The sequence below is a fragment of the Candidatus Neomicrothrix sp. genome (genome assembly GCF_035329545.1).
GTDB lineage: Bacteria > Actinomycetota > Acidimicrobiia > Acidimicrobiales > Microtrichaceae > Microthrix > Microthrix subdominans.
Window position 1 is genome coordinate 12,638 of record NZ_DAOLGP010000041.1, and the last position, 18,681, is coordinate 31,318.

At 67.1% G+C, this 18,681-nt stretch carries 19 protein-coding genes; 6 read left to right on the plus strand and 13 right to left on the minus strand.

Translation table 11 applies throughout. From position 1 onward, the window contains the following. Positions 1-189 precede the first annotated feature (189 nt). Positions 190-1,956, plus strand: a complete 1,767-nt coding sequence (locus PKD89_RS17030; protein ID WP_287380317.1) for a SulP family inorganic anion transporter — start codon at positions 190-192, stop codon at positions 1,954-1,956. 53 nt (positions 1,957-2,009) lie between these two features. On the opposite strand, the gene PKD89_RS17035 is transcribed toward PKD89_RS17030, so the two are convergent. From PKD89_RS17035 to atpD, 9 genes are read right to left on the minus strand one after another with little or no spacing between them, the layout of a single operon-like run. Then, positions 2,010-2,900 carry a FoF1 ATP synthase subunit gamma gene (locus PKD89_RS17035; protein ID WP_287380319.1) on the minus strand — a complete coding sequence of 297 codons (891 nt, stop codon included), beginning with the start codon at positions 2,898-2,900 and terminating at the stop codon, positions 2,010-2,012. Further along, the gene (locus PKD89_RS17040) at positions 2,897-4,447 is read right to left on the minus strand and encodes a F0F1 ATP synthase subunit alpha (protein WP_287380322.1); all 1,551 of its coding nucleotides are present in this window, start codon (positions 4,445-4,447) and stop codon (positions 2,897-2,899) included. The genes PKD89_RS17035 and PKD89_RS17040 overlap by 4 nt, the downstream gene beginning before the upstream one ends. Next, the gene (locus tag PKD89_RS17045; RefSeq protein ID WP_287380324.1) at positions 4,410-5,213 is read right to left on the minus strand and encodes a hypothetical protein; all 804 of its coding nucleotides are present in this window, start codon (positions 5,211-5,213) and stop codon (positions 4,410-4,412) included. Before PKD89_RS17045 ends, PKD89_RS17040 begins: the two co-directional genes overlap by 38 nt. A gap of 15 nt (positions 5,214-5,228) precedes the next feature. Then, positions 5,229-5,495, minus strand: coding sequence for a F0F1 ATP synthase subunit C (locus PKD89_RS17050; protein WP_287380326.1), 267 nt, complete (start codon positions 5,493-5,495; stop codon positions 5,229-5,231). A 25-nt stretch (positions 5,496-5,520) separates the two neighbouring features. Then, positions 5,521-6,255, minus strand: a complete 735-nt coding sequence (locus PKD89_RS17055; RefSeq protein WP_287380328.1) for a F0F1 ATP synthase subunit A — start codon at positions 6,253-6,255, stop codon at positions 5,521-5,523. Then, positions 6,248-6,601, minus strand: coding sequence for an ATP synthase subunit I (locus PKD89_RS17060; RefSeq protein WP_287380330.1), 354 nt, complete (start codon positions 6,599-6,601; stop codon positions 6,248-6,250). Before PKD89_RS17060 ends, PKD89_RS17055 begins: the two co-directional genes overlap by 8 nt. Next, positions 6,598-7,020, minus strand: coding sequence for an AtpZ/AtpI family protein (locus PKD89_RS17065; RefSeq protein ID WP_287380332.1), 423 nt, complete (start codon positions 7,018-7,020; stop codon positions 6,598-6,600). Before PKD89_RS17065 ends, PKD89_RS17060 begins: the two co-directional genes overlap by 4 nt. After that, positions 6,932-7,342, minus strand: coding sequence for a F0F1 ATP synthase subunit epsilon (locus PKD89_RS17070; RefSeq protein WP_287380334.1), 411 nt, complete (start codon positions 7,340-7,342; stop codon positions 6,932-6,934). Before PKD89_RS17070 ends, PKD89_RS17065 begins: the two co-directional genes overlap by 89 nt. Beyond that, entirely contained in the window at positions 7,339-8,799 is a 1,461-nt protein-coding gene (gene atpD, locus PKD89_RS17075) for a F0F1 ATP synthase subunit beta (RefSeq protein ID WP_287380336.1), read from the minus strand. The genes PKD89_RS17070 and atpD overlap by 4 nt, the downstream gene beginning before the upstream one ends. Positions 8,800-9,033: 234 nt before the next feature. Between atpD and PKD89_RS17080 the strand changes: the two genes are divergently transcribed. Both PKD89_RS17080 and PKD89_RS17085 read left to right on the plus strand, forming a co-directional pair. Then, entirely contained in the window at positions 9,034-9,897 is an 864-nt protein-coding gene (locus PKD89_RS17080; protein ID WP_287380338.1) for an alpha/beta hydrolase, read from the plus strand. A 5-nt stretch (positions 9,898-9,902) separates the two neighbouring features. Further along, entirely contained in the window at positions 9,903-11,303 is a 1,401-nt protein-coding gene (locus PKD89_RS17085) for a wax ester/triacylglycerol synthase family O-acyltransferase (RefSeq protein WP_287390221.1), read from the plus strand. Between the two features lie 35 nt (positions 11,304-11,338). Here PKD89_RS17085 and ilvA read toward each other — a convergent pair whose 3' ends face one another. Next, the gene (gene ilvA, locus PKD89_RS17090) at positions 11,339-12,589 is read right to left on the minus strand and encodes a threonine ammonia-lyase IlvA (protein WP_287380342.1); all 1,251 of its coding nucleotides are present in this window, start codon (positions 12,587-12,589) and stop codon (positions 11,339-11,341) included. 142 nt (positions 12,590-12,731) lie between these two features. Between ilvA and hemG the strand changes: the two genes are divergently transcribed. Genes hemG through PKD89_RS17105 form a run of 3 tightly spaced genes read left to right on the plus strand, consistent with a single transcriptional unit; the run spans position 12,732 to position 16,451 of the window. Then, complete coding sequence (gene hemG, locus PKD89_RS17095; RefSeq protein ID WP_289011009.1) at positions 12,732-14,120, plus strand: protoporphyrinogen oxidase; 1,389 nt, start codon at positions 12,732-12,734, stop codon at positions 14,118-14,120. Further along, a complete protein-coding gene (locus PKD89_RS17100) occupies positions 14,120-15,313 on the plus strand; it encodes a TIGR04053 family radical SAM/SPASM domain-containing protein (protein WP_349257376.1) in 1,194 nt (397 codons plus the stop codon). Before hemG ends, PKD89_RS17100 begins: the two co-directional genes overlap by 1 nt. Then, entirely contained in the window at positions 15,306-16,451 is a 1,146-nt protein-coding gene (locus tag PKD89_RS17105) for a COX15/CtaA family protein (protein ID WP_287380345.1), read from the plus strand. The genes PKD89_RS17100 and PKD89_RS17105 overlap by 8 nt, the downstream gene beginning before the upstream one ends. A gap of 22 nt (positions 16,452-16,473) precedes the next feature. On the opposite strand, the gene PKD89_RS17110 is transcribed toward PKD89_RS17105, so the two are convergent. The 3 genes from PKD89_RS17110 to PKD89_RS17120 form a co-directional block, all read right to left on the minus strand. Further along, the gene (locus PKD89_RS17110) at positions 16,474-16,752 is read right to left on the minus strand and encodes a hypothetical protein (RefSeq protein WP_289011010.1); all 279 of its coding nucleotides are present in this window, start codon (positions 16,750-16,752) and stop codon (positions 16,474-16,476) included. Positions 16,753-16,764: 12 nt separating this feature from the next. Next, a complete protein-coding gene (locus tag PKD89_RS17115; RefSeq protein WP_289011011.1) occupies positions 16,765-17,097 on the minus strand; it encodes a class I SAM-dependent methyltransferase in 333 nt (110 codons plus the stop codon). Between the two features lie 104 nt (positions 17,098-17,201). Continuing rightward, positions 17,202-18,623, minus strand: a complete 1,422-nt coding sequence (locus PKD89_RS17120) for a helix-turn-helix transcriptional regulator (protein ID WP_289011012.1) — start codon at positions 18,621-18,623, stop codon at positions 17,202-17,204. Positions 18,624-18,681: the final 58 nt, after the last annotated feature.

The following is an 18,681-nucleotide window of genomic DNA, read 5'->3' on the forward strand; positions in this document are numbered from 1 at the left end:
AACCGGAAGGGGGCCTGGAATGAATAGTCTGAGATACGTGCTCGAAGTAACGAATCGGAGCGCCCAGGACCCCGAGGCTCAGACGAGCGACGGGCTCCAAAGCGCCAGAGAAGAGCGACCCCTGTCCGGCTCTCAGATTCAGGAGAACTCCACTCACCCCCTCGGCTCCAGGCGCTAGGCGTAGTGGACATGACTCCCGTCGAGTTCAGCGGCCTACTGCCGGGAGTCCGTTCGGCACGTCGGTACCGGCGCGAGTGGTTGCGCCCGGATCTCTTCGCAGGCCTCGCTCTTACCGCCCTGTTGATACCCGCTGGAATGGGTTACGCCGAAGCGTCCGGGCTGCCTCCCGAGACCGGCCTCTACGCAACGATCGTGCCCCTGCTCGTGTACGCCGTGATCGGGCCTTCGCGTACCCTCGTGCTCGGTCCGGATTCTGCGCTCGCTCCCATCATTGCAGCCTCGATCCTGCCGCTCTCGGGCGGCGACCCCGACCGTGCCGTTGCACTGGCCGGCCTGCTGGCGATCCTCATGGGTGCAGCACTGGTGCTCGCGTCTGTAGCGCGCCTTGGTTTCGTGACCGATCTGCTGTCCAAGCCGATCAGGGTCGGCTACCTGAACGGAATAGCCCTGGTGGTGATCGTCGGGCAGGTCCCGAAGCTGCTCGGCTTCTCGGTGAACCGAGACTCTCTGATCGACACCGCACGCCTCACCGTGCAGGGGCTTGCCGATGGGCTCACCGACCCGCACGCCATCGCCATCGGCGCGACATCGCTGGTGCTGATGCTGACGGTCAGGAGATACCGCCGTCGCTTCCCCGCACTACTCGTGGCGGTCGGGGGATCGATGGTCGTCGTGGCGTTCTTCGGGTGGACCGACCAACTCCCCGTCGTCGGCCCGCTTCCCGAGGGTCTACCGGCCCCGGCTCTGGGTGGCCTGCAGTGGAGCGACGTCTCATCCATGATCGGCCCGGCGCTCGGCATCGCTCTGATCACTTTCGCCGACACAGCGGTGCTCTCGCGCGCGTTTGCTGCGCGCCGGGGCGAGTCGGTGGACAGCAACCACGAGATGGCGGCGGTAGGACTCGCGAGCGCGGCTGCCGGCATGCTTGGTGGCTTTCCTACCTGCGGGAGTTCGACCCGTACCCCGGCCGCCGAGCAGGCGGGCGGGCGGACCCAACTCGTGGGCGTGGTCGGAGCCGTCATGGTGATGGCGTTCATCCTGCTGGCACCGGGAGCGACCGAGTACCTGCCGTCTGCGACGTTGGCCGCTGTGGTGATCGTGGCTGCCTCGTCGCTGATGGACATACCTACGGTCATCGGTCTACTGAAGGTCGACCGAATCGAGGGGATGCTGTCGTTGGCCGCATTCGTGGGTGTGGCACTGGTCGGGGTCCTGCAAGGCATCCTCATTGCGATCGCTCTGTCGTTCGTGGCGTTCGTGAACCAAGCATGGCGGCCATACCGCACCGAACTGGTGCGCGTGGAGGGGCTCCGCGGATACCACGACGCCACCCGGCACCCGGAAGGGACTCGGGTCCCGAGGCTGGTCATCGTGCGCTTCGATGCACCGCTGTTCTTCGCGAACGCCCCTCTCCTGGGAAAGCTGACGAGCGAAGCCGTCAACCAGGCGGGACCGGAAACCGCAACCGTCATACTCGCTGCCGAGGCCATGACAAGCGTCGATGCGACAGCGGTCGAGAAGCTCATCGACCTCGACGACTACCTGTCGTCGCGAGATATCCGACTGTTGCTCGCCGAGATGAAGGGGCCCGTCAAGGACCAACTCCTCCGGTACGGGCTCGGTGGGCGCTTCGATCCCAGCCGGTTCTACCCAACGGTCGGAGCCGCAGTTGACGACGTCACCGGCACCCTGCGATACGACTTCGGCACCAACCCCGACCAGCCTGGTCGGCTGCTGGGGCCCGGAGAATCAGATTTCGACCACCCGTCCCCGTAGACGGTTTCCCATGGCCACCCGTGTATTGGCCCAAGCCCTCGCCCACCAGAGATTCACTCCCGCATCGCTTCGAAACCGGAGATGACGTCGAGGAGCTCCTCGGTGACAGCGGCCTGTCGGAGCCGGTGTCGTTCTCGGTGGAGTTCGGCCAGTCGCTCCTCCACATCGCGCTGGGCGTTGTCCATCGCCACCAACCTGCTCGCCGCTACCGATGCCATGGCCTGCGCGAAGGTGCGGGTCAGCCCAGCGAAGACCGATTGGCGAACCAGCGTTGCGAGCAACTCGGTACGCCCGACGGTGTAGGTGGGCAGGCTCCGGCCTGGCCAAGGTTGACCGACCAGCTCACGGAGACGAGCGGTGTCGAAAGGCAGCAGCGGGCGATCAGCGGGTTCGAAACCGGCATGACGCCCGCGGAAGCTGGGAAAGACCAAGTGAACAGCTGGGTTGGGATCGGCGCGCCGCCAGCGATCGATACGTACGAGCAGTTCTGCTGCCCGCGGGCTGATTCCGTCGACGCTGTTGGGCAGCTCGAGCACCACGTCGGGCGGAACCCCGGTGAGTTCCAGCTCGGAGCTGAGGCGGAACCCCACTGCCACCACCTCGAAAACCGAGGTCGGACACGCGGCGACGACCTCGGCCGCGTGGCGGGCCACCTGGCGGTTGACCGGTCCGCACAGCCCCTGGTTCGACCCGAACACGATTACCGCGCTCCGACGGGGCGGAAACCGGCTGTGCCGTTCCCACGCCACGTCGTCGGCGTCGAGATGGCGGGCCACCACCTGCAAACCCCGATCGAGGGTGGATTCGTAGATCCCCATGGCGTCTGCAGCCCGCTCGAAGTGACGGACGCTCACCGCAGCCATGCCCTTCATGGTGTGGGTGACCGACTCCAGCTCCTGAGCGCTGTCGACCCGGCGGTCGATCTGCGCCATGGTCACGCTCATGTGAGCTCGCGAAGCAGGTCGGTGATCGAGCGTCGGTCGTGATCGTCCAGCGCTCGGCCAGCGGTGATGTGCTCGGCGACGGTCTCCAGCCGACCCAGATGTTCGCGCAGCCGTCGCTCCAACGGGGCGATCTCGCCAGGTTCCAGTCCGTCGAAGGCCCCGCTGGTCACCCCGATGAGCACCGCGATCTGTTCGACCGCCGTGCGGGGATCCGACGGCGTCTGCTTGAGCACTTCGCGGACGCGCCGGCCTCGTTCCAGCTCCCGGCGCCGTTCGTGTTCGAGCCGGGCGCCATAACGGGTGAAGCGCTCGAGTTCCTCAAACTGGGCATAGGAGAGGCGTAGGTTGCCGCTCAGGGCGCGGTAGGCGGGGAGCTGCGCCTGTGCGCCCACCCGCGAGACCGACCGCCCGATGTCCACAGGCGGAAGTTGGCCGCTGCGGAACAGGCGCGGCGACAGGTACACCTGGCCGTCGGTGATGGACACGAGGTTGGTGGGGATGTACGCGGCGAGGTTCTCGGCCTGGGTTTCCACGATGGGCAACGCAGTGAGCGATCCTCCACCGAGTTCCTCGGAGCGCCGCGCCGAGCGTTCGAGGAGCCGGGAGTGGAGATAGAAGATGTCACCCGGGTACGCCTCACGTCCGGGAGGTCGACGAAGTAGCAGCGACAACTCCCGATAGGCGCGGGCATGGCGGGTGAGGTCGTCATAGACGATGAGCACATCGCGTCCCGCCTCCACGAAGTGCTCGGCCATCGTGGTTGCCGCGTAGGGAGCGATGTGGCGAAGGCCGACCGGGTCCTCTCCGGTGGCGACCACCACCACGCTGTGGTCGATTGCCCCGGTACCGCGCAACCCGGCGATGACCTTGGCGACCCCGGCGGTCTGCTGTCCGATGGCGCAGTAGACACAGATGACACCCGTGTCGCGCTGGTTCACGATGGTGTCCACCGCGATGGTGGACTTGCCGGTCTGGCGGTCACCGACGATCAGTTCGCGCTGGCCCCGGCCGATCGGTACCAGCGCGTCGATGGCCATGATCCCGGTTTGCAACGGCGTGTCGATCGGCGCGCGTTCCATGATCGCCGGTCCCCGGCGTTCGACCGGCCGACGCCCGACGGTGCGAACCCTGCCGCGTTCGTCGAGCGGGCGGCCGAGGGGATCCACGACCCGTCCCAGCAGCGCCTCCCCGACCGGGACGTCCATGACCCTGCCGGTGCCGCGCACGACCTGTCCTGCCCCGATCTCCACGCCGTGCTCGAGCACGACGATGCCGACCCCGTCCCGGTCGAGTTCCAAGGCCAGCCCGAGCCCCCCGGACTCGAACTCAACGACCTCCTCTGCGCCGACGGTGGCCAGCCCTGACGCTCGCACCACACCCCCGGCGACGCTCGTGACACGACCCTGTTCGGAATGTCCGAGCCCATAACGGAACCGCTCTCCGGCGGTGGCGACGCCGCTCACACCACGATTGAGCGCGTCGGCGAGACCACCATCGCCCAGACGACCCTCAGTGGGCGTCTGCTCGTCGATCATCGGGGGACACATCTCCACCTCCCTCACCGATGAGTTGGTCGACGATGATCCCCAGGCGGTCGAAATAGTCCCCGAGGTTCCACTCGATCGAGGTCGTGTCCGAACGCATCTCGACGCCGAGGATTGCATCCGGGGAGTGTTCAAACTCGACGGCCTGCTGCTCGCCCAGGCCCAGCTCGCGCAACCTGGCGATGAGATGTGGGCGATCCACCTGATCGGGAAACCCGAGGCGAACCGTCACGGTAGCGGGCCGGTCCGGGTCCTCCGGCGTGCCAAACAGGGCGGAGCGCGCCGGCTCGTCGGCCTCCAGGTGATCGAGGGCCTTGTCGAGGGCCCGCCGTTCGATGTCGGCATCGGCGAGGGCCACCAGGGCACGGCGCCCGACAACGAGCACCTCGGCACCAACGCGACGCTGAAGCTCGCGGTCGAGGTCCTCGCGCTCGCGTCGCAGACCCTGGAGCCATCGGTTTCGCCGGTCTTCGACGTCCTCTCGTGCCTGTTCGATCAACTCCGTCCGACGTTCGGCCGCATCATGACCGGCGTTCTCGAGCAGCTCATCACGCCGGTCGTCGATCTCCACCTGTCGACGACGGTAGGACTCCGCGGCTGCTTCCGCTTCGTGCTCGCGCTCATCGGCGTCGGTGAGCCGCTGCGCGATCTTATTCTCGCGCTCGTCCATTGCGTCGATCACCGGCTTGTACAGGAAATGCCTCAGTGCCACCACGAGGACGACGAAGTTGATCAACTGGGCGATCATGGTGAACGGGTCGAACAGCATGGCGTCGCCGCCCCCTCAGCCCGTGACCTGGGCCCAGAACGGGTTGGCGAAGATCAGGATCAGCGAGATGACCAACGCGTAGATGGCCGTGGACTCGATCAGGGCCATGGCGACGAAGAGCGTGCGGGTGATCGTGTCGGCCTCATCGGGTTGTTGAGCGATGGCACGCAAGGCTTCAGCCGCGGCACGAGCCTCACCCAGAGCCGGTCCGATCGATCCGATGGCAATGGTCAAACCGGCGGTGATCACCGACGCCATGCCGATCCAGGTTGCGGAATCCATGTGTGTTCCCTTCGTTGTTGGTCGTTCAGGCGCGCGATGGTTCGTTCGCGTCCGGCGCGGTTGCGTGGTCGCTGTGATCGTCGCTTCGTTCGGTTTGGGAGTTGGCGGAGATGTACACGGTGGCCAGCACCGCGAAGATGTAGGCCTGCACCACGCCGGTGAGCAGCCCCAGCGCGTTGAGCACGGCCGGGAAGATCAGCGGCGCGATGACCAACAAGATGGCGACGATCTTGGTGAAGCTCATCACGTTGCCGAACAGGCGCACCGCCAACGCGAGCGTGCGCGAGAGCTCCGAGATGATGTTGAACGGCAACATGAAGGGGTTGGGACGCAGGTAGCTGCGCAGATAGGTGCGCAGGCCTTGGTGGGTGATGGCGAACACGGGCACCGCCACGAAGACCGCGACGGCCAGCGCCGCAGTGGTGGAGAGCGACGCCGTGGGTGGCACATATCCCGGGAAGACCACCAGCAGGTTCGACACGAGGATGAACAGAAACAGCGTGCCAACGAAGGCGAGGTAGCGATGGGGGTCCTGGCCGCTGATCTCGCGGATCTGGTTCCGCAGCATGGTGACGATCACCTCGAGCGCGTTCTGCCATCGTGACATCCGCGGTCCCGACGACAGGCGACGGGTGATCAGCCAGGCGCCGATGATGAGCAGTGCCATGACGGCCCACGTGGTGACGAGGGTGAGGTTGATGTTGAAGAACCCGCTGCTCCAGAACACCTCAGCGTCGGGACTGATCTGGTCCTCACCCATCATTCGGCTCCCCTCGCCCCGACATCGGGGTACTTCCTGTGGCCTCGTGGGTGCCACCCATCGTTGCCGAAGGTTGGGCAACGAAGCGGCGCACCACCACCAGACGGGCGGTGATCACACCCGGCACCGCCCCAACCAGCGCCCAGGGCGACAGTCGGGCGAGGGCCACGAGCCCGACCGCGAGCAGCGCCATCCTGGCCAGGAGGCTTGCCATCACCAGGGTGGCGGGTCGCGACGTAACCACGAGACGGCGTGCGGTCCACGCCAGTGCGCCGAAAAATCCGAGACCCAGCACGAACCCGGCGAGCGCGCCCAACACGACCGCGAACACGACGGAGTAGGTCATCGTCGGTCCCCGCTGCTCTCGCGCCGTATCCAATACCACGCGGTCGCACACCCCAGCGCGATCCCGAGGACCAGGAACATGATGGTGAAGCTTCGCTCGCTCTCGGTCCTGTTATCGAGAAATACCCCGAGAGCGAGCCCCGCCAAGGTGGGGATTGCGACGGTCCAGCCCACCAGACCGAATGTACCCATGAAGGCCCAGATGCTCTCGTTGGGACCTTCGCGTGAACGTATCCGGCGTTCTGACTTGGCTGAAACCACCCTGCGCAGCGTCTCGGCGCGCTCACGGTCCAGTTCGACGCTGGAAAAGGCCTCGTCCTCATCCTTGTCCTCAGAAGATGGCATCGCGATCCAGGTCCAGTAGCCGGCGTGTGATGTCCGACTCCAGATCAGCCATGGCGCGCCGGGCGGAACGCTCACCTTCGTCGAATCCCTCGAAGGCGGTGTCGAGCTCGCGGTCGAGTGACCGCAGGTCGTCGCCGCTGAACGCCGCAGCGGTCACGACATCGACCCGGGTGCCGCACTTGACGAGGAGGCCGCCGTCGAGGGCCACCACGAATTCCTCGTCGTCCCAGACGTAGGTGAGCAAACCCTGAGCCAGGGGAGCGACGAAGTCGATGTGCCGCGGCAGCAGGGTGAACGCGCCGTTGGTCGCCTCGGCGGACACCTTGTCGACGTTGGTGTCGAGCGCCACCTGGCCGGGGGTGACGACGCGGAGACGCATGGACGGGGCCCCGGTCATGGTCGACGACCAGGGTTGGCCAGGTCGTCGAGAGAGCCGATCATGTAGAAGTCCCCTTCGCCGTGATCGGGGAGATCGTCGGCGAGGATTCGCTCGCATCCCTCGAGTGCCTCTTCGAGCTCGACCATGCGCCCGGAGCGGTCGGTGAACTGTTCGGTGACAAAGAACGGTTGTGTGAGAAACCGCTCCAACCGGCGGGCCCTGGTGACGACCAGTTGGTCCTCCTTGGAAAGTTCCTCCATCCCCAGCATCGCGATGACGTCGGAGAGGTCGTCATAGGCGGCGAGGGTCTCCCGAACCCGGCGGGCAACGGAGTAGTGGCGTTGGCCGACCACGTTCGGAGTGAGCAACTTTGAACTCGACTGCAGCGGGTCGATCGCTGGGTACAGCCCTTGGGATGCCCGGTCCCTCGACAACACGATCGAGGCCGACAGATGACCGAACACGTGCACTGCGGAGGGATCGGTGAAGTCGTCGGCCGGCACGTAGACGGCCTGCACCGAGGTGATCGCCCCGCTCTCGGTGGTGGCGATCCGCTCTTCCAGGGCGGCCAACATGCTGGCCAGGTCGGGTTGGTAGCCGAGCCTGGAGGGAATCTGTCCCAGCAGTGCTGAGACCTCGCTGCCCGCCTGCACAAACCGGAAGATGTTGTCGATCAGCAATAACACGTCCTGTTGGCGGTCGTCGCGAAAGTACTCGGCCATCGTGAGCGCTGTATGGCCCACCCGCAAGCGGGCGCCGGGTTGTTCATCCATCTGACCGAACACGAGGACAGACTGTTCCAGCACCCCACTCTCGGCGACCTCGCGGTGGAGATCCTCCGCCTCTCGGGTGCGTTCTCCGATGCCACAGAAGACGCTGGTGCCCTCGTGAGCGCCGGCCACGTTGTTGATGAGTTCCATGATGAGCACCGTCTTGCCGACCCCGGCTCCCCCGAAGAGCCCCGCCTTGCCCCCACGCTCGAGGGGAGCAAGCACGTCGATCATCTTGATACCGGTCTGGAACGTCTCGGATTTGGCCGGTCGACGGGCCAACGAAACCGGACGACGGTGGATGGACCGCTGCTCCAGGTCGACAAGATCGTCGTCGCCCAGACCATCGATCACCCGTCCGAACACGTCGAAGGTTCGCCCCCGGGTGGCATCGCCCACACCGACGGTGATGGGCGCACCCGAGTCGATGAACTCGTCGCCGCGGGCCAGCCCCTGAATGGGTGTAAGCGCAACGGTACGCACGGTTTGGCCATCGAGATGGCTGACGACCTCGACCGCGACGGCGACACGAGATCGCTCCTCGAGCGACGCTTCGCCACCGTCACCCCCCGCGGAACGGTCGGGTGTCTCCAGAAGCGTCCCGAGTTCGGGCAGTGGTGGATCCATGGCCACATCGACCACACTGCCGTGCACCCCTACCACCAGACCTGAACGGTTATCGGCGGTGTTCCTCGAGCGTCGCATCGCTGCTTTCGTCCGGTTGGATGTCCTGTGCTGTGAATGTACGTGAAGGGGCCTGAGCGTCTTCCACGATCGAGGCTCCCCAGACACTCCCTTTGTTACACCTATCCAACGGTCTGTCCAGGCGAGTTGCCAAATGGGCAGGGTGTCCGGTTGGCAGTGCGGTTTCCCCCGATCAGCGCCGCTGGCCGTTGCTAGGCTGAAGGTCCGCGACAGAGGGAACGGCGAGGGGCACGAATGACGTATCGCACGGCCAGCTTCGAACACGAGGGCCACCGGCTGGTCTACGACGAATACGGCTCGGGCGACAGCCTCGTCGTCTACATGCACGGGTTGTTGCTCGACTCGAACCTCAACCGAGGCATTGCCGACGCTCTGGCCGACCGAGGAAACCGGGTGGTACTGCTGGACCTCCTTGGCCACGGCCGCAGCGACTGCCCCGCCCATGCCGCCGAGTACCGAATCGACAGTTATGCGGAGCAGGTCATCGGCCTGCTCGACCACCTGGGAGTTGAGGGCGCCGTGTTGGGCGGGCTGTCGCTGGGCGCCAACGTCAGCCTCTTTGCCGCTGCTGCGCACCCCGAACGCGTGCAGGGCCTGGTGTTGGAGATGCCCGTGCTGGAATGGGCGGTACCTTCCGCTGCGTTGGCCTTCGTGCCCATGCTGCTCGCTGCCCACTACGGGGCTCGAGTCATGCGGTTTACCTCTGCTGCGGTCAGGCGGCTGCCCAGGACACCGTGGGGCCCGGTCAATTCCCTCATGCACGCCGGATCGCTTCCACCCGAGGTGATGGCGGCGATCCTGCACGGGGTGCTGGTGGGCCCCGTGGCGCCCACCCTCGAAGCTCGGTTGCGCATCAAGGCCCCGACGTTGGTGCTCGCCCACAGCAACGACCTGATCCACCCGTTCAGCGACGCGGTCAACCTGGTGAACCAGCTGCCGAACGCCCGTATGGAACGTGCGCGGTCGCCGGTTGAGCTGCGCCTGTTCCCCGAGCGCCTCACCGTCTGCGTCAACGAGTTTGTCGACGAGGTCGGCGGCCGTTCGCCTGCCAAGCCGGCGCTGACGCTGGCAGCGAGCAACGGATCCGGCGGGGCGTAGCTGCTGTGGCACGCGAGCCCCTCAGCGCTTCGGACGCAACGCTTCTCTATGTCAGTGACCCGGAGGCGCAGCTCCAGATCGGAGCGGTGTGCTTCTTTGAGGCGGCCGCGTTGCGGGCCGATGACGGCAGGCTTCGTCTCGACGCGATTCGTTCCCACGTCGCGGCACGCCTGCAGCAGTCGCCTCGCTTCCGCCAGAGGCTTGCTCGGATCCCGTTCGATGCTGGCCGGCCCATGTGGGTCGATGACGATCGCTTCGATATCGCCCATCACGTCAAGGGGGCGACACTGCCGGCGCCGGGGGGTCAGGCCGCCCTGCGTCGCTTCGTCGGCGACCTGCTATCGGGTTCGCTGGACCCTTCCCGGCCGTTGTGGGACGCGTGGTTCGTCGATGGGGTCGACGACGACCAGGTGGCGTTTGTGCTGCGGGTGCATCATGTGCTGGCCGATGGGATGTCGCTGTTCGGTGCGGCGATGTTGCTGATGGATTTCGAGCCCCAAGAGCATCCCGACCATGCGGTCCCGTGGACCCCGGAGTCGTCACCTAGCGACGACCGGCTCCTGGCAGAGGCCCTGATGGTTCGTGCGCGGCGTCAGGGCGAGATGGCCATCGGAGCAATCGGCCCCCTCGCCTCGCTGTTCGATCCCCGCAGGGTGCCCGGCATGCTTCGTGCGGTGGCCGGCGGCCTGGCCGGCGGGGTCAAGACAGCGCCGGCACTCCCGCTCAGCGGCCAGGTGGGTCGCCATCGCGACGTGCTGTGGGCGTCGTTGTCGATGCCCGGTCTGCAGGCGGTCAAGCGGGGCGCCGGTACCACGCTGAACGACGTCGTGCTGGCCGTGGTGGCCGGTGCTCTGCGGCGTCACCTCGGCGATGAACGTTCAGCCGAGTTGGCCGAGCAGCCGCCCCGCGTGTTGGTTCCGGTGGGATCCCCCGAGGACGGAGAAGAGGGCACCGGCAACGCCTTCTCGGCTTTGGTCGCCGAGCTTCCCGTCGCCACTGCCGACCCGTTTGACCGCCTGGCCCAGATCCACGACGACATGGTGCGCCACAAGCAGGGCGCAGGTTCGTCGATGGTTTCGTCGTTGTTCTCGGTGGTTGACGTGGTGCCACCGACGCTGCTTCGTCAGCTGGGACCACTTGCCCTGGCCCGCCAGCCGTTCGCCAACCTGGCCGTCACCAACGTTCCCGGTTCACCCGTGCCTATGTACCTGCTTGGCTCGAAACTGTTGGCCGTGCACCCGTTCATCACCGGCGTCGGCAATATCGCGCTGATCATCGGGGTGCTGTCCTACGGCGACGAGCTTGGGGTTGGCATCACGGTCGACCCCGACGTCGTCGACGACCCCGACGGACTCCTCGAGCACATCCAGGCGTCGGCTGCGGAGCTGGTGGCCGGAGTCGAGTGATACCGGCCGGCCGCTTGTGAACTCGTCGGACGGGCTCAGAAGAGGAAGGCGAACAGCGGGGAGCCGGGTTCGACCTGCTCGATGGTGAGGGGGCTCTGATCCATGCGCTTGAGGAGCGCGCCGAAGTCCTCGGCGCGCTCGATGTCGATACCGACCAGCGCCGGGCCGGTCGAGCGGTTGTTCTTCTTCACGTAGTCGAACACGACGATGTCCTCCCCGTGGGCGAGCACATCGTCGAGGAAGTGGCGAAGGGCACCCGGCTCCTGCGGGAACGTGACGAGGAAGTAGTGGCGGAGGCCCTCGTGGACCAGCGACCGCTCGATCACCTCGGCATACCGGCTGAGGTCGTTGTTGCTGCCCGACACGATGCAGGCCACCGGACCTTCCGGACGGTGGTTGAGAAATGCACGAACGGCGGCCGATGCCAGGGCGCCGGCGGGCTCGGCCACGATGCCCTCGGATTGGTAGAGGTCGATCATCTCGGTGCACACCGCCCCTTCGGGCACGGTCACCACCTCGTCGACCAGGTCACGCACCAGCGGGTAGGTGATCTCGCCGGCGCTGCCGACCGCTGCTCCCTCGACGAACGTGTCGACCTCGGCGAGGGCGACAGGTGCGCCCCTGGTGAGGGCGGCGGTCATGCTCGCAGCACCGGCCGGCTCCGCTCCCACGATCCGGATCGCGGGATGATGCAGTGCGAACCAGAGCGCGATGCCCGAGATGAGGCCACCGCCGCCGATCGGCACGACGACCGTGTCGATCGGCCGGTCGCTCTGCTCGGCGAGCTCGATGGCGATCGTGCCCTGGCCGGCGATCGTGCGCGGGTCGTCGAAGGGGTGGACGTAGACGGCGCCGGTGCGGCGGCTGTCGGCGTGGGCGGCCGCACTGGCCTCGTCGTACGAACTGCCGATGACCACCGGTTCGATCCACTCGCCGCCGAGCGCTTGGATGCGGTCGCGCTTCTGGCGCGGCGTGTTGGATGGCAGGAAGACCTTGCCGTGGATGGCGAGTTGCTTGCAGGCGAACGCCACGCCTTGACCGTGGTTGCCCGCACTGGCGCACACGACGCCTCGCTGTCGCTCGGACGGGCTGAGCGTCGAGATCAGGTTGTAGGCGCCCCGCACCTTGTAGGAGCGGCCGATCTGTTGGTCCTCGCGCTTGAGGAGGACCGGGACCCCGAGGGCGCTGGTCAAGCGCTCGCTCAGCTCGAGTGGGGTGCGGTGGATCACCCCGGCCAGACGTGCAGCAGCGTCGTCGATCGTCTGGGTGTTCAGCTCGTCGGGCATTGCGTCGAGCGTAGGGCCGGTGTGTCTGTGCCTGGTGGCACCAACGCTTGGTATCGAGTTGCCGGCGGGCGCCCGGTAGGTTCCGTCATGGGCACGACGGCAGTCGTCCCGGCACAGAATCCGGGAGGTTTCCCTTCCTATGATGCAAGCTTCGATCGCAGTGATCGGCGGGGGTATCACCGGGTTGGTGGCCGCACGTCGGCTGGTCGGCGCTGGGCACGCCGTCACCCTGTACGAATCCGGCGGTCGGCTCGGTGGTCAGGTGCGCACCGAGCAGTTCCTCGGCCACGCCGTTGATGTTGGCGCCGAGTCGCTTCATCTCGCCGGCCCAAACGCACAGCTACTCGACGAACTGGGTCTCACCGACCAACTGGTGACCGCCGAGGCCAGCTTCGCCTGGATTTGGGACGGCGTGAAGCGTCGGCGCTTGCCCGCCGGCATGGGCCCGGCAGGCCCGACCCGAATGTGGCCGATCGTGCGCTCGGGTGCTCTGTCGCCGCTCGGCATGGCCCGCGCCGGGTTGGAGCCGCTGTTGCCCCCAACCCCCGAACAACATGTCGGCGCCGATACCGATGTCTCGGTCGGCGCGTTCATCGGCCGTCGTTTTGGCGACCAGGTGACCGACCGCCTGGTCGACCCGGTGCTGGGGAGCCTGCACTCCGGGGACGTGCATCGGCTGAGCATGCGGGCGGCCACCCCGATGCTCGCCGCCAAGGCGACGCGCAACCGGTCGCTGCTGTTGGGTTCCGCCAGGTCCGGTCACTCGCCACCGTCCTTCGTCACCTTCCCCGGCGGGTTGTCGACGTTGATCGAGGGCCTCCTTGCCGGAACCGACGTCGACGTGCGGTTGGCCACGCCGGTCGACGCCATCGAGCCCAGCGGTTCCCGCTACCGGTTGATCGCCGCCGGCGCCGATCAGAGGGACTTCGACGGGGTGGTCCTGGCGCTCCCGGCCGCACCTGCCCTCGGCCTGCTGCAACCGCTGCTGGGCGAGGACGCCGCGCCCCTCGGCACGCTACGAACCGCCTCGGTGGCGACGGTCGCGGTGGCCTGGGATGCCTCCGAAGCGGCCTCGTGTGAGGCCCTCCGGGCAACCGGGATACTCACCCCTGCCAAGGCGGGCACGCTGATGAAGGCGGCCACGTTTCTGTCCACCAAGTGGCCGCACCTGCGCCACCCCGACCATGCCCTGCTCAGGCTTTCGGCGGGACGGGTGGGGGAGCACCGGGTGGCGTCGCTGCCCGACGAGCAGCTCGTCGGGCAGATGGTTGACGAGCTCCGGCGTGCCACCGGGCTGACCGGAGTGCCCATCCAGGCCCAGGTGTACCGGTGGCCGCATGCCCTCCCGCAGCTGGAAGTGGGGCACTTGGAGAAGCTGGCCGTGGTGCGGTCCGCGCTGGCGCAGCGGCCCGCATTGGCACTGGCCGGTGCCGCCTACGACGGGCTGGGCATCTCCAGCTGCATCGCCGCCGGGCAACGCGGCGCCGAGACCATGATCGATCAACTGGCACTCAACGAGGAGGCACGATGATGACCCAGCCCTCGACGGCTTCGCCCTCAACCCGCAGCGCGGTTCGGACCTTGCATCTGGACCCGGCCGACCGGCCGTTCATCGTCATCTGGGAGGTCACCCGGGCCTGTGCGTTGGCGTGTGCCCACTGCCGGGCCGATGCGATCACGCGGCGCAACTCCCTCGAGCTGAGCACGGACGAGGGGAAGGCTCTTCTGGACGACCTGGCGTCGCTGGGCGCTCCCCGCCCCATCGTGGTGCTCACCGGAGGCGACCCTTTCGAGCGTGACGACCTGGCCGAGCTGGTGCGCCACGGCCACGGGCTGGGTCTTCCGATGGCGCTGTCCCCGTCGGTCACGCCGCGGTTGACCTCCGAGGCGCTGGCCGAGCTGCGCGCCGCCGGGGCGTCGGCGGTCTCGCTGTCGCTCGACGGCGCCACGCCCGCCACCCACGATGCGTTCAGAGGCTTCGACGGCGTGCATGCGGACACGATCGAGGCGGCGGCCAACGTGCGTGCCGCCGGGTTTCGACTGCAGATCAACACGACCGTCACCAAGGACAATGCCCACGAGTTGCCGGCGCTGCTCGACACGGTTGTCGAGCTTGGGGCCGGGTTGTGGAGTGTGTTCTTCCTGGTGCCGACCGGCCGAGGTGAACAGCTGACGGCGCTGGATGCCGAAGGTGTCGAGGACGTGCTGATGTGGCTGGCCTCGGTGGCCGACCGCGTGCCGGTCAAGACCACCGAGGCGCCGCATTTCAGGCGGGTGATGCTGCAACGCGCCGATGCTGGTGGTGAGCCTCCCGACTATCGACCCGGCCCGCTCGGACGTCTCCTTCGCGACGCGCCCGTTCGCTCTGTTGCGGCCCCCAGTCCGGCCACGATCGAACGCGGCGGTTCCGGCCCCCGACGCCCGCCGCTGGACGTCAACGCCGGGCGCGGCTTCGCCTTCGTCGATCATCTCGGCGCGGTGTATCCCAGCGGCTTCCTGCCCGTGTCGGCAGGTTCGATCCGCCGGGCGCCCTTCACCGAGATCTACCGCAAATCCGAGCTGTTGGCATCGCTGCGCGACCCGACGCAGCTAGGAGGCAAGTGCGGTCGTTGCGAGTATCGGGAGGTGTGCGGCGGATCGCGCTCGCACGCCTACGCGGTCACCGGCGATCCGCTGGGGGAGGACCCGACCTGTGCCTACGAGCCGGACGGACGTGATGCCTGATCGGACACTGGATGCCCCCGAGGTGGCACGCCAACAACCCGCACCCGACACCGGAGAACCACCGGCGCTCAACCGTGCCCGGCCCGGGCAACTGAGCGTGTGGCTGTTCGTCATCGCAGCGGTGGTGCTGGTCATGATCGTGGTGGGTGGCACCACCCGCCTGACGCAGTCCGGTCTGTCGATGGTGAACTGGGAGCCGGTGGGTGGCGTGGTTCCGCCGCTGAGCGAAGCCGACTGGAACGCCGAGTTCGACGCCTACAAGACCTCCCCCGAGTTCCAGAAGATCAATGCCGACATGACCGTTGGCGATTTCAAGGGCATCTTCTTCTGGGAGTACCTGCACCGCCTGTTGGGTCGGCTGTTGGGGTTGGCGCTGGTCGTGCCATTCCTGTGGTTCCTGGCTAGGCGGGCCGTCCCTCCGGGTTATGCGCGCCGCCTGGGAGGGCTGGTACTGCTGGTCGGGCTGCAGGGCCTGATCGGCTGGTGGATGGTGGCCAGCGGGCTGGTGGATCGTCCCGACGTGGCCCACGAGCGGTTGGCGCTGCACCTCACCACCGCCCTCGTCCTGCTGGTGGGACTGATCTGGACGGCTCTCGACCTGCGGGCGCTTGCCGCAGGGCGGAGTGCCGTCACGGGGCGCCCGGTCCGTTGGGTGTGGCCCTTTGCTGTGCTCCTCGGTGTGCAGATCACCCTGGGGGCGTTCGTCGCCGGGCTGGACGCAGGGTGGATGTACAACACCTGGCCCATGATGCGGGGCTCCTGGTTACCTCCAGGCCTCACGGAGTTGTCGCCGGTCTGGTCGAACCTGGTCGACAACCCGGTAGCGGTGCAGTTCCTGCACCGCTGGTTGGCGGTGGTCGTCGCCGTGGCAGCGCTCGTCGTGGCGTCCCAGCTGTTCCGAGCGGGGGCGAGGCACTACGCGATTGCGCTCGAGTCGGCCGTGGCAGTGCAGTTCCTGCTCGGGGTGTTCACCCTGTTGCACGCCGTTCCGGTGGGTTTGGGGGTGGCCCATCAGGCGGGCGCTGTGTTGGTGTTGGTCATCACGGTGGCGGCGGCCCACTGGTCGATGGGCGGTGCTCGAAACTCGGTCGGGTCGTCGCAACCCTCGCCCTCGACGAGAACCAAGCAGTTCGGTTAACCGAGTCGTTCGCGTGTGGCGCTCAGGCGTCGTCGACCGTTGCGGCGACCCAAGTGAACGGTTGAACCCCACCGCTTGGGGTGACGTGCTCAAACCTGCCGTGTCCGTCCTCGATGAATCCGGAGCCGATCTCGGCCAGCAGTCGGTCAGCGCTGTAGCGCTCCACGGGAAGGGCCGAACAGGTCGAGGGGCCGTCCTCGGCAAAGGTGGCGAGGATCACAGACCCTCCCGGTTCGATGGACCGGAGGAGCAACTCGCGATAGCGGCGGCGGTCGTCGGCGTCGGTGAGGAAGTGGAACACGGCACGGTCGTGCTACACGTTCCAGCGGCGAGCGGGTGACCAGTCCAAAAGGTCGGCGCGGATCCAGGTGATCTCGTCGGGGCTGTCGACGTTGCGTCGCGATGCGTCGAGCGCCTCGGCGGACACGTCCAGCACGGTCAGGTCTGCGAACCCCCGCTGCTGCAGGGTGGCCGTCAGCGAGGAGGCGCCGCCACCGATGTCGATGACCGAACTCGCCGGCGTCGCCCCGACGAGGTCGAAGAGTTCGAGCGACAGGCGAGGCTCGGCCTCGAACCAACTGACGGAGTCCGCGCCGGAGGTGCGATATCGATCGTCCCAATGGGACTGACGTTCGGGTTGATCCATGGTGTGCTCCGCAATCGGCTGTACAAGGCTTCCAGCATACCCCGAGGGGTATGCTGGCTGCGTCGGCTGCCTCAGGGCTGTGCGGCGCAGTAGCCGGTCGTCGGTCAGTCGCTGGGAGGAGTGTCGCCGATCAGTCCGGCGCTTCGCGCCAGCCGCACCGCCTCGCCCCTCGAACTGGTGCCCAGCTTGCGATAGATGGCCGCTGCGTGGCTCTTGACCGTGTTGCGCGAGACGTACAGCCGGGTGGCGATGTCGGACAGGCTGAGGTTGGTGGGCAGGTACTGGGCGACGCGCAGCTCGGCCGCGGTGAGCGACCACAACCGTTCGGCGCTCAGCTCGTTGGCGGCTTGGACCCTGTCGTGGAGCCCGTCGACATGTTTCGCGAACGGCGTGGTTTCATCCTGGATCACCATGCTCAGCTCGAGTTGTTGGAGCAGCTTGAGCGCCGTCTGAGCATCGTCGAGCAGCAGGCAGGTGCGGACCAGCGTGACCAGCCCGAGGATCCGGTACCAGGGAGCGCAGTTGTCCAGAGCGTCGAGCCGGGTGCGGCTGAGCGCAATGCGCTCGGCCGCCTGCTGTTGGCGCCCCGCCCGAGCATCGAACAGCGACGCGATGGCCATGGTCAGCCCGGTCGCCGGATACGTCTCGCCGGGCCGCGTCGCAAGCAGCTTGAGCGCTCGGGTGCTGAGCCCGGCGGCCTCGTCGCGTTGACCTTCGAGGTCGAGCACGATCGCCAGTGCCCCTGCCGCCATGGCGTTCAGGATCGACCAGTCGCCGACGTCGTTCTCGAACAGCGCTTGGCGCAGCGTGTCGTCTGCCCGTTCATCGCCGGCGATGTAACGGTTGGCGCCGAGTACCACGGCCGCGATCGCTTTGAAAGGGCCGGCCGGCAGCAGATGATAGGCATGGGAGGCAAGCGGGAGGACCTCCGCTGCAGGGAGCATTTCCAGCCCGGCTCGAAGCGCCTCCGCCTGGAGCATGGTGAGGTTGTCGGTGTGAGCTGCGCTCACCTCGGTGCTGTTGAGCTCTTCCCAAGCCAGTCGCGCCCAGCGCAACGCCGCCTCGCCGTCGCCGAGGTACACGGCAATGGTCGACGCAACGATGCGCAGCCGGGGTGATGAGCGCACCCGGGCATCACCGAGGTTCGCCAGCCAACGCTGCACCGTGGTGTACATCCCTCGCACGGCGTAGAGCCCGGCATGGGTGGTGATCAGCTCCTCGCACAGGTCGAGTTGTTCGCCGGTCACCGCATGCTCGATGGCGAGGTCGGCATCGCCCTGGCGCTCCCACCAACGGGCAGCCGCCACCTGGATCTCGCTCCAGCGGCCGCGGTTCTGGCTGCGAAGCCGGGAGCAAAGCCAACGCCGCAGTAACGGGTGCAGCCGATACCAGTCGCCGTGCTGATCGAGCGCAAACAACACCACCTCTTCGCGACAGAGACGGCGCAGGGTGGCTGCGGCATCGGAGATCCCGAGGATCTCCTCACACGAGTCGCCGGAAAACCGCCCGAGGCAGCCAAGCTCCATCAAGCTGACGTTCCGCACTTCTCGGGGGCGTTATAACCGCATTTAGGTGACCGGCCGG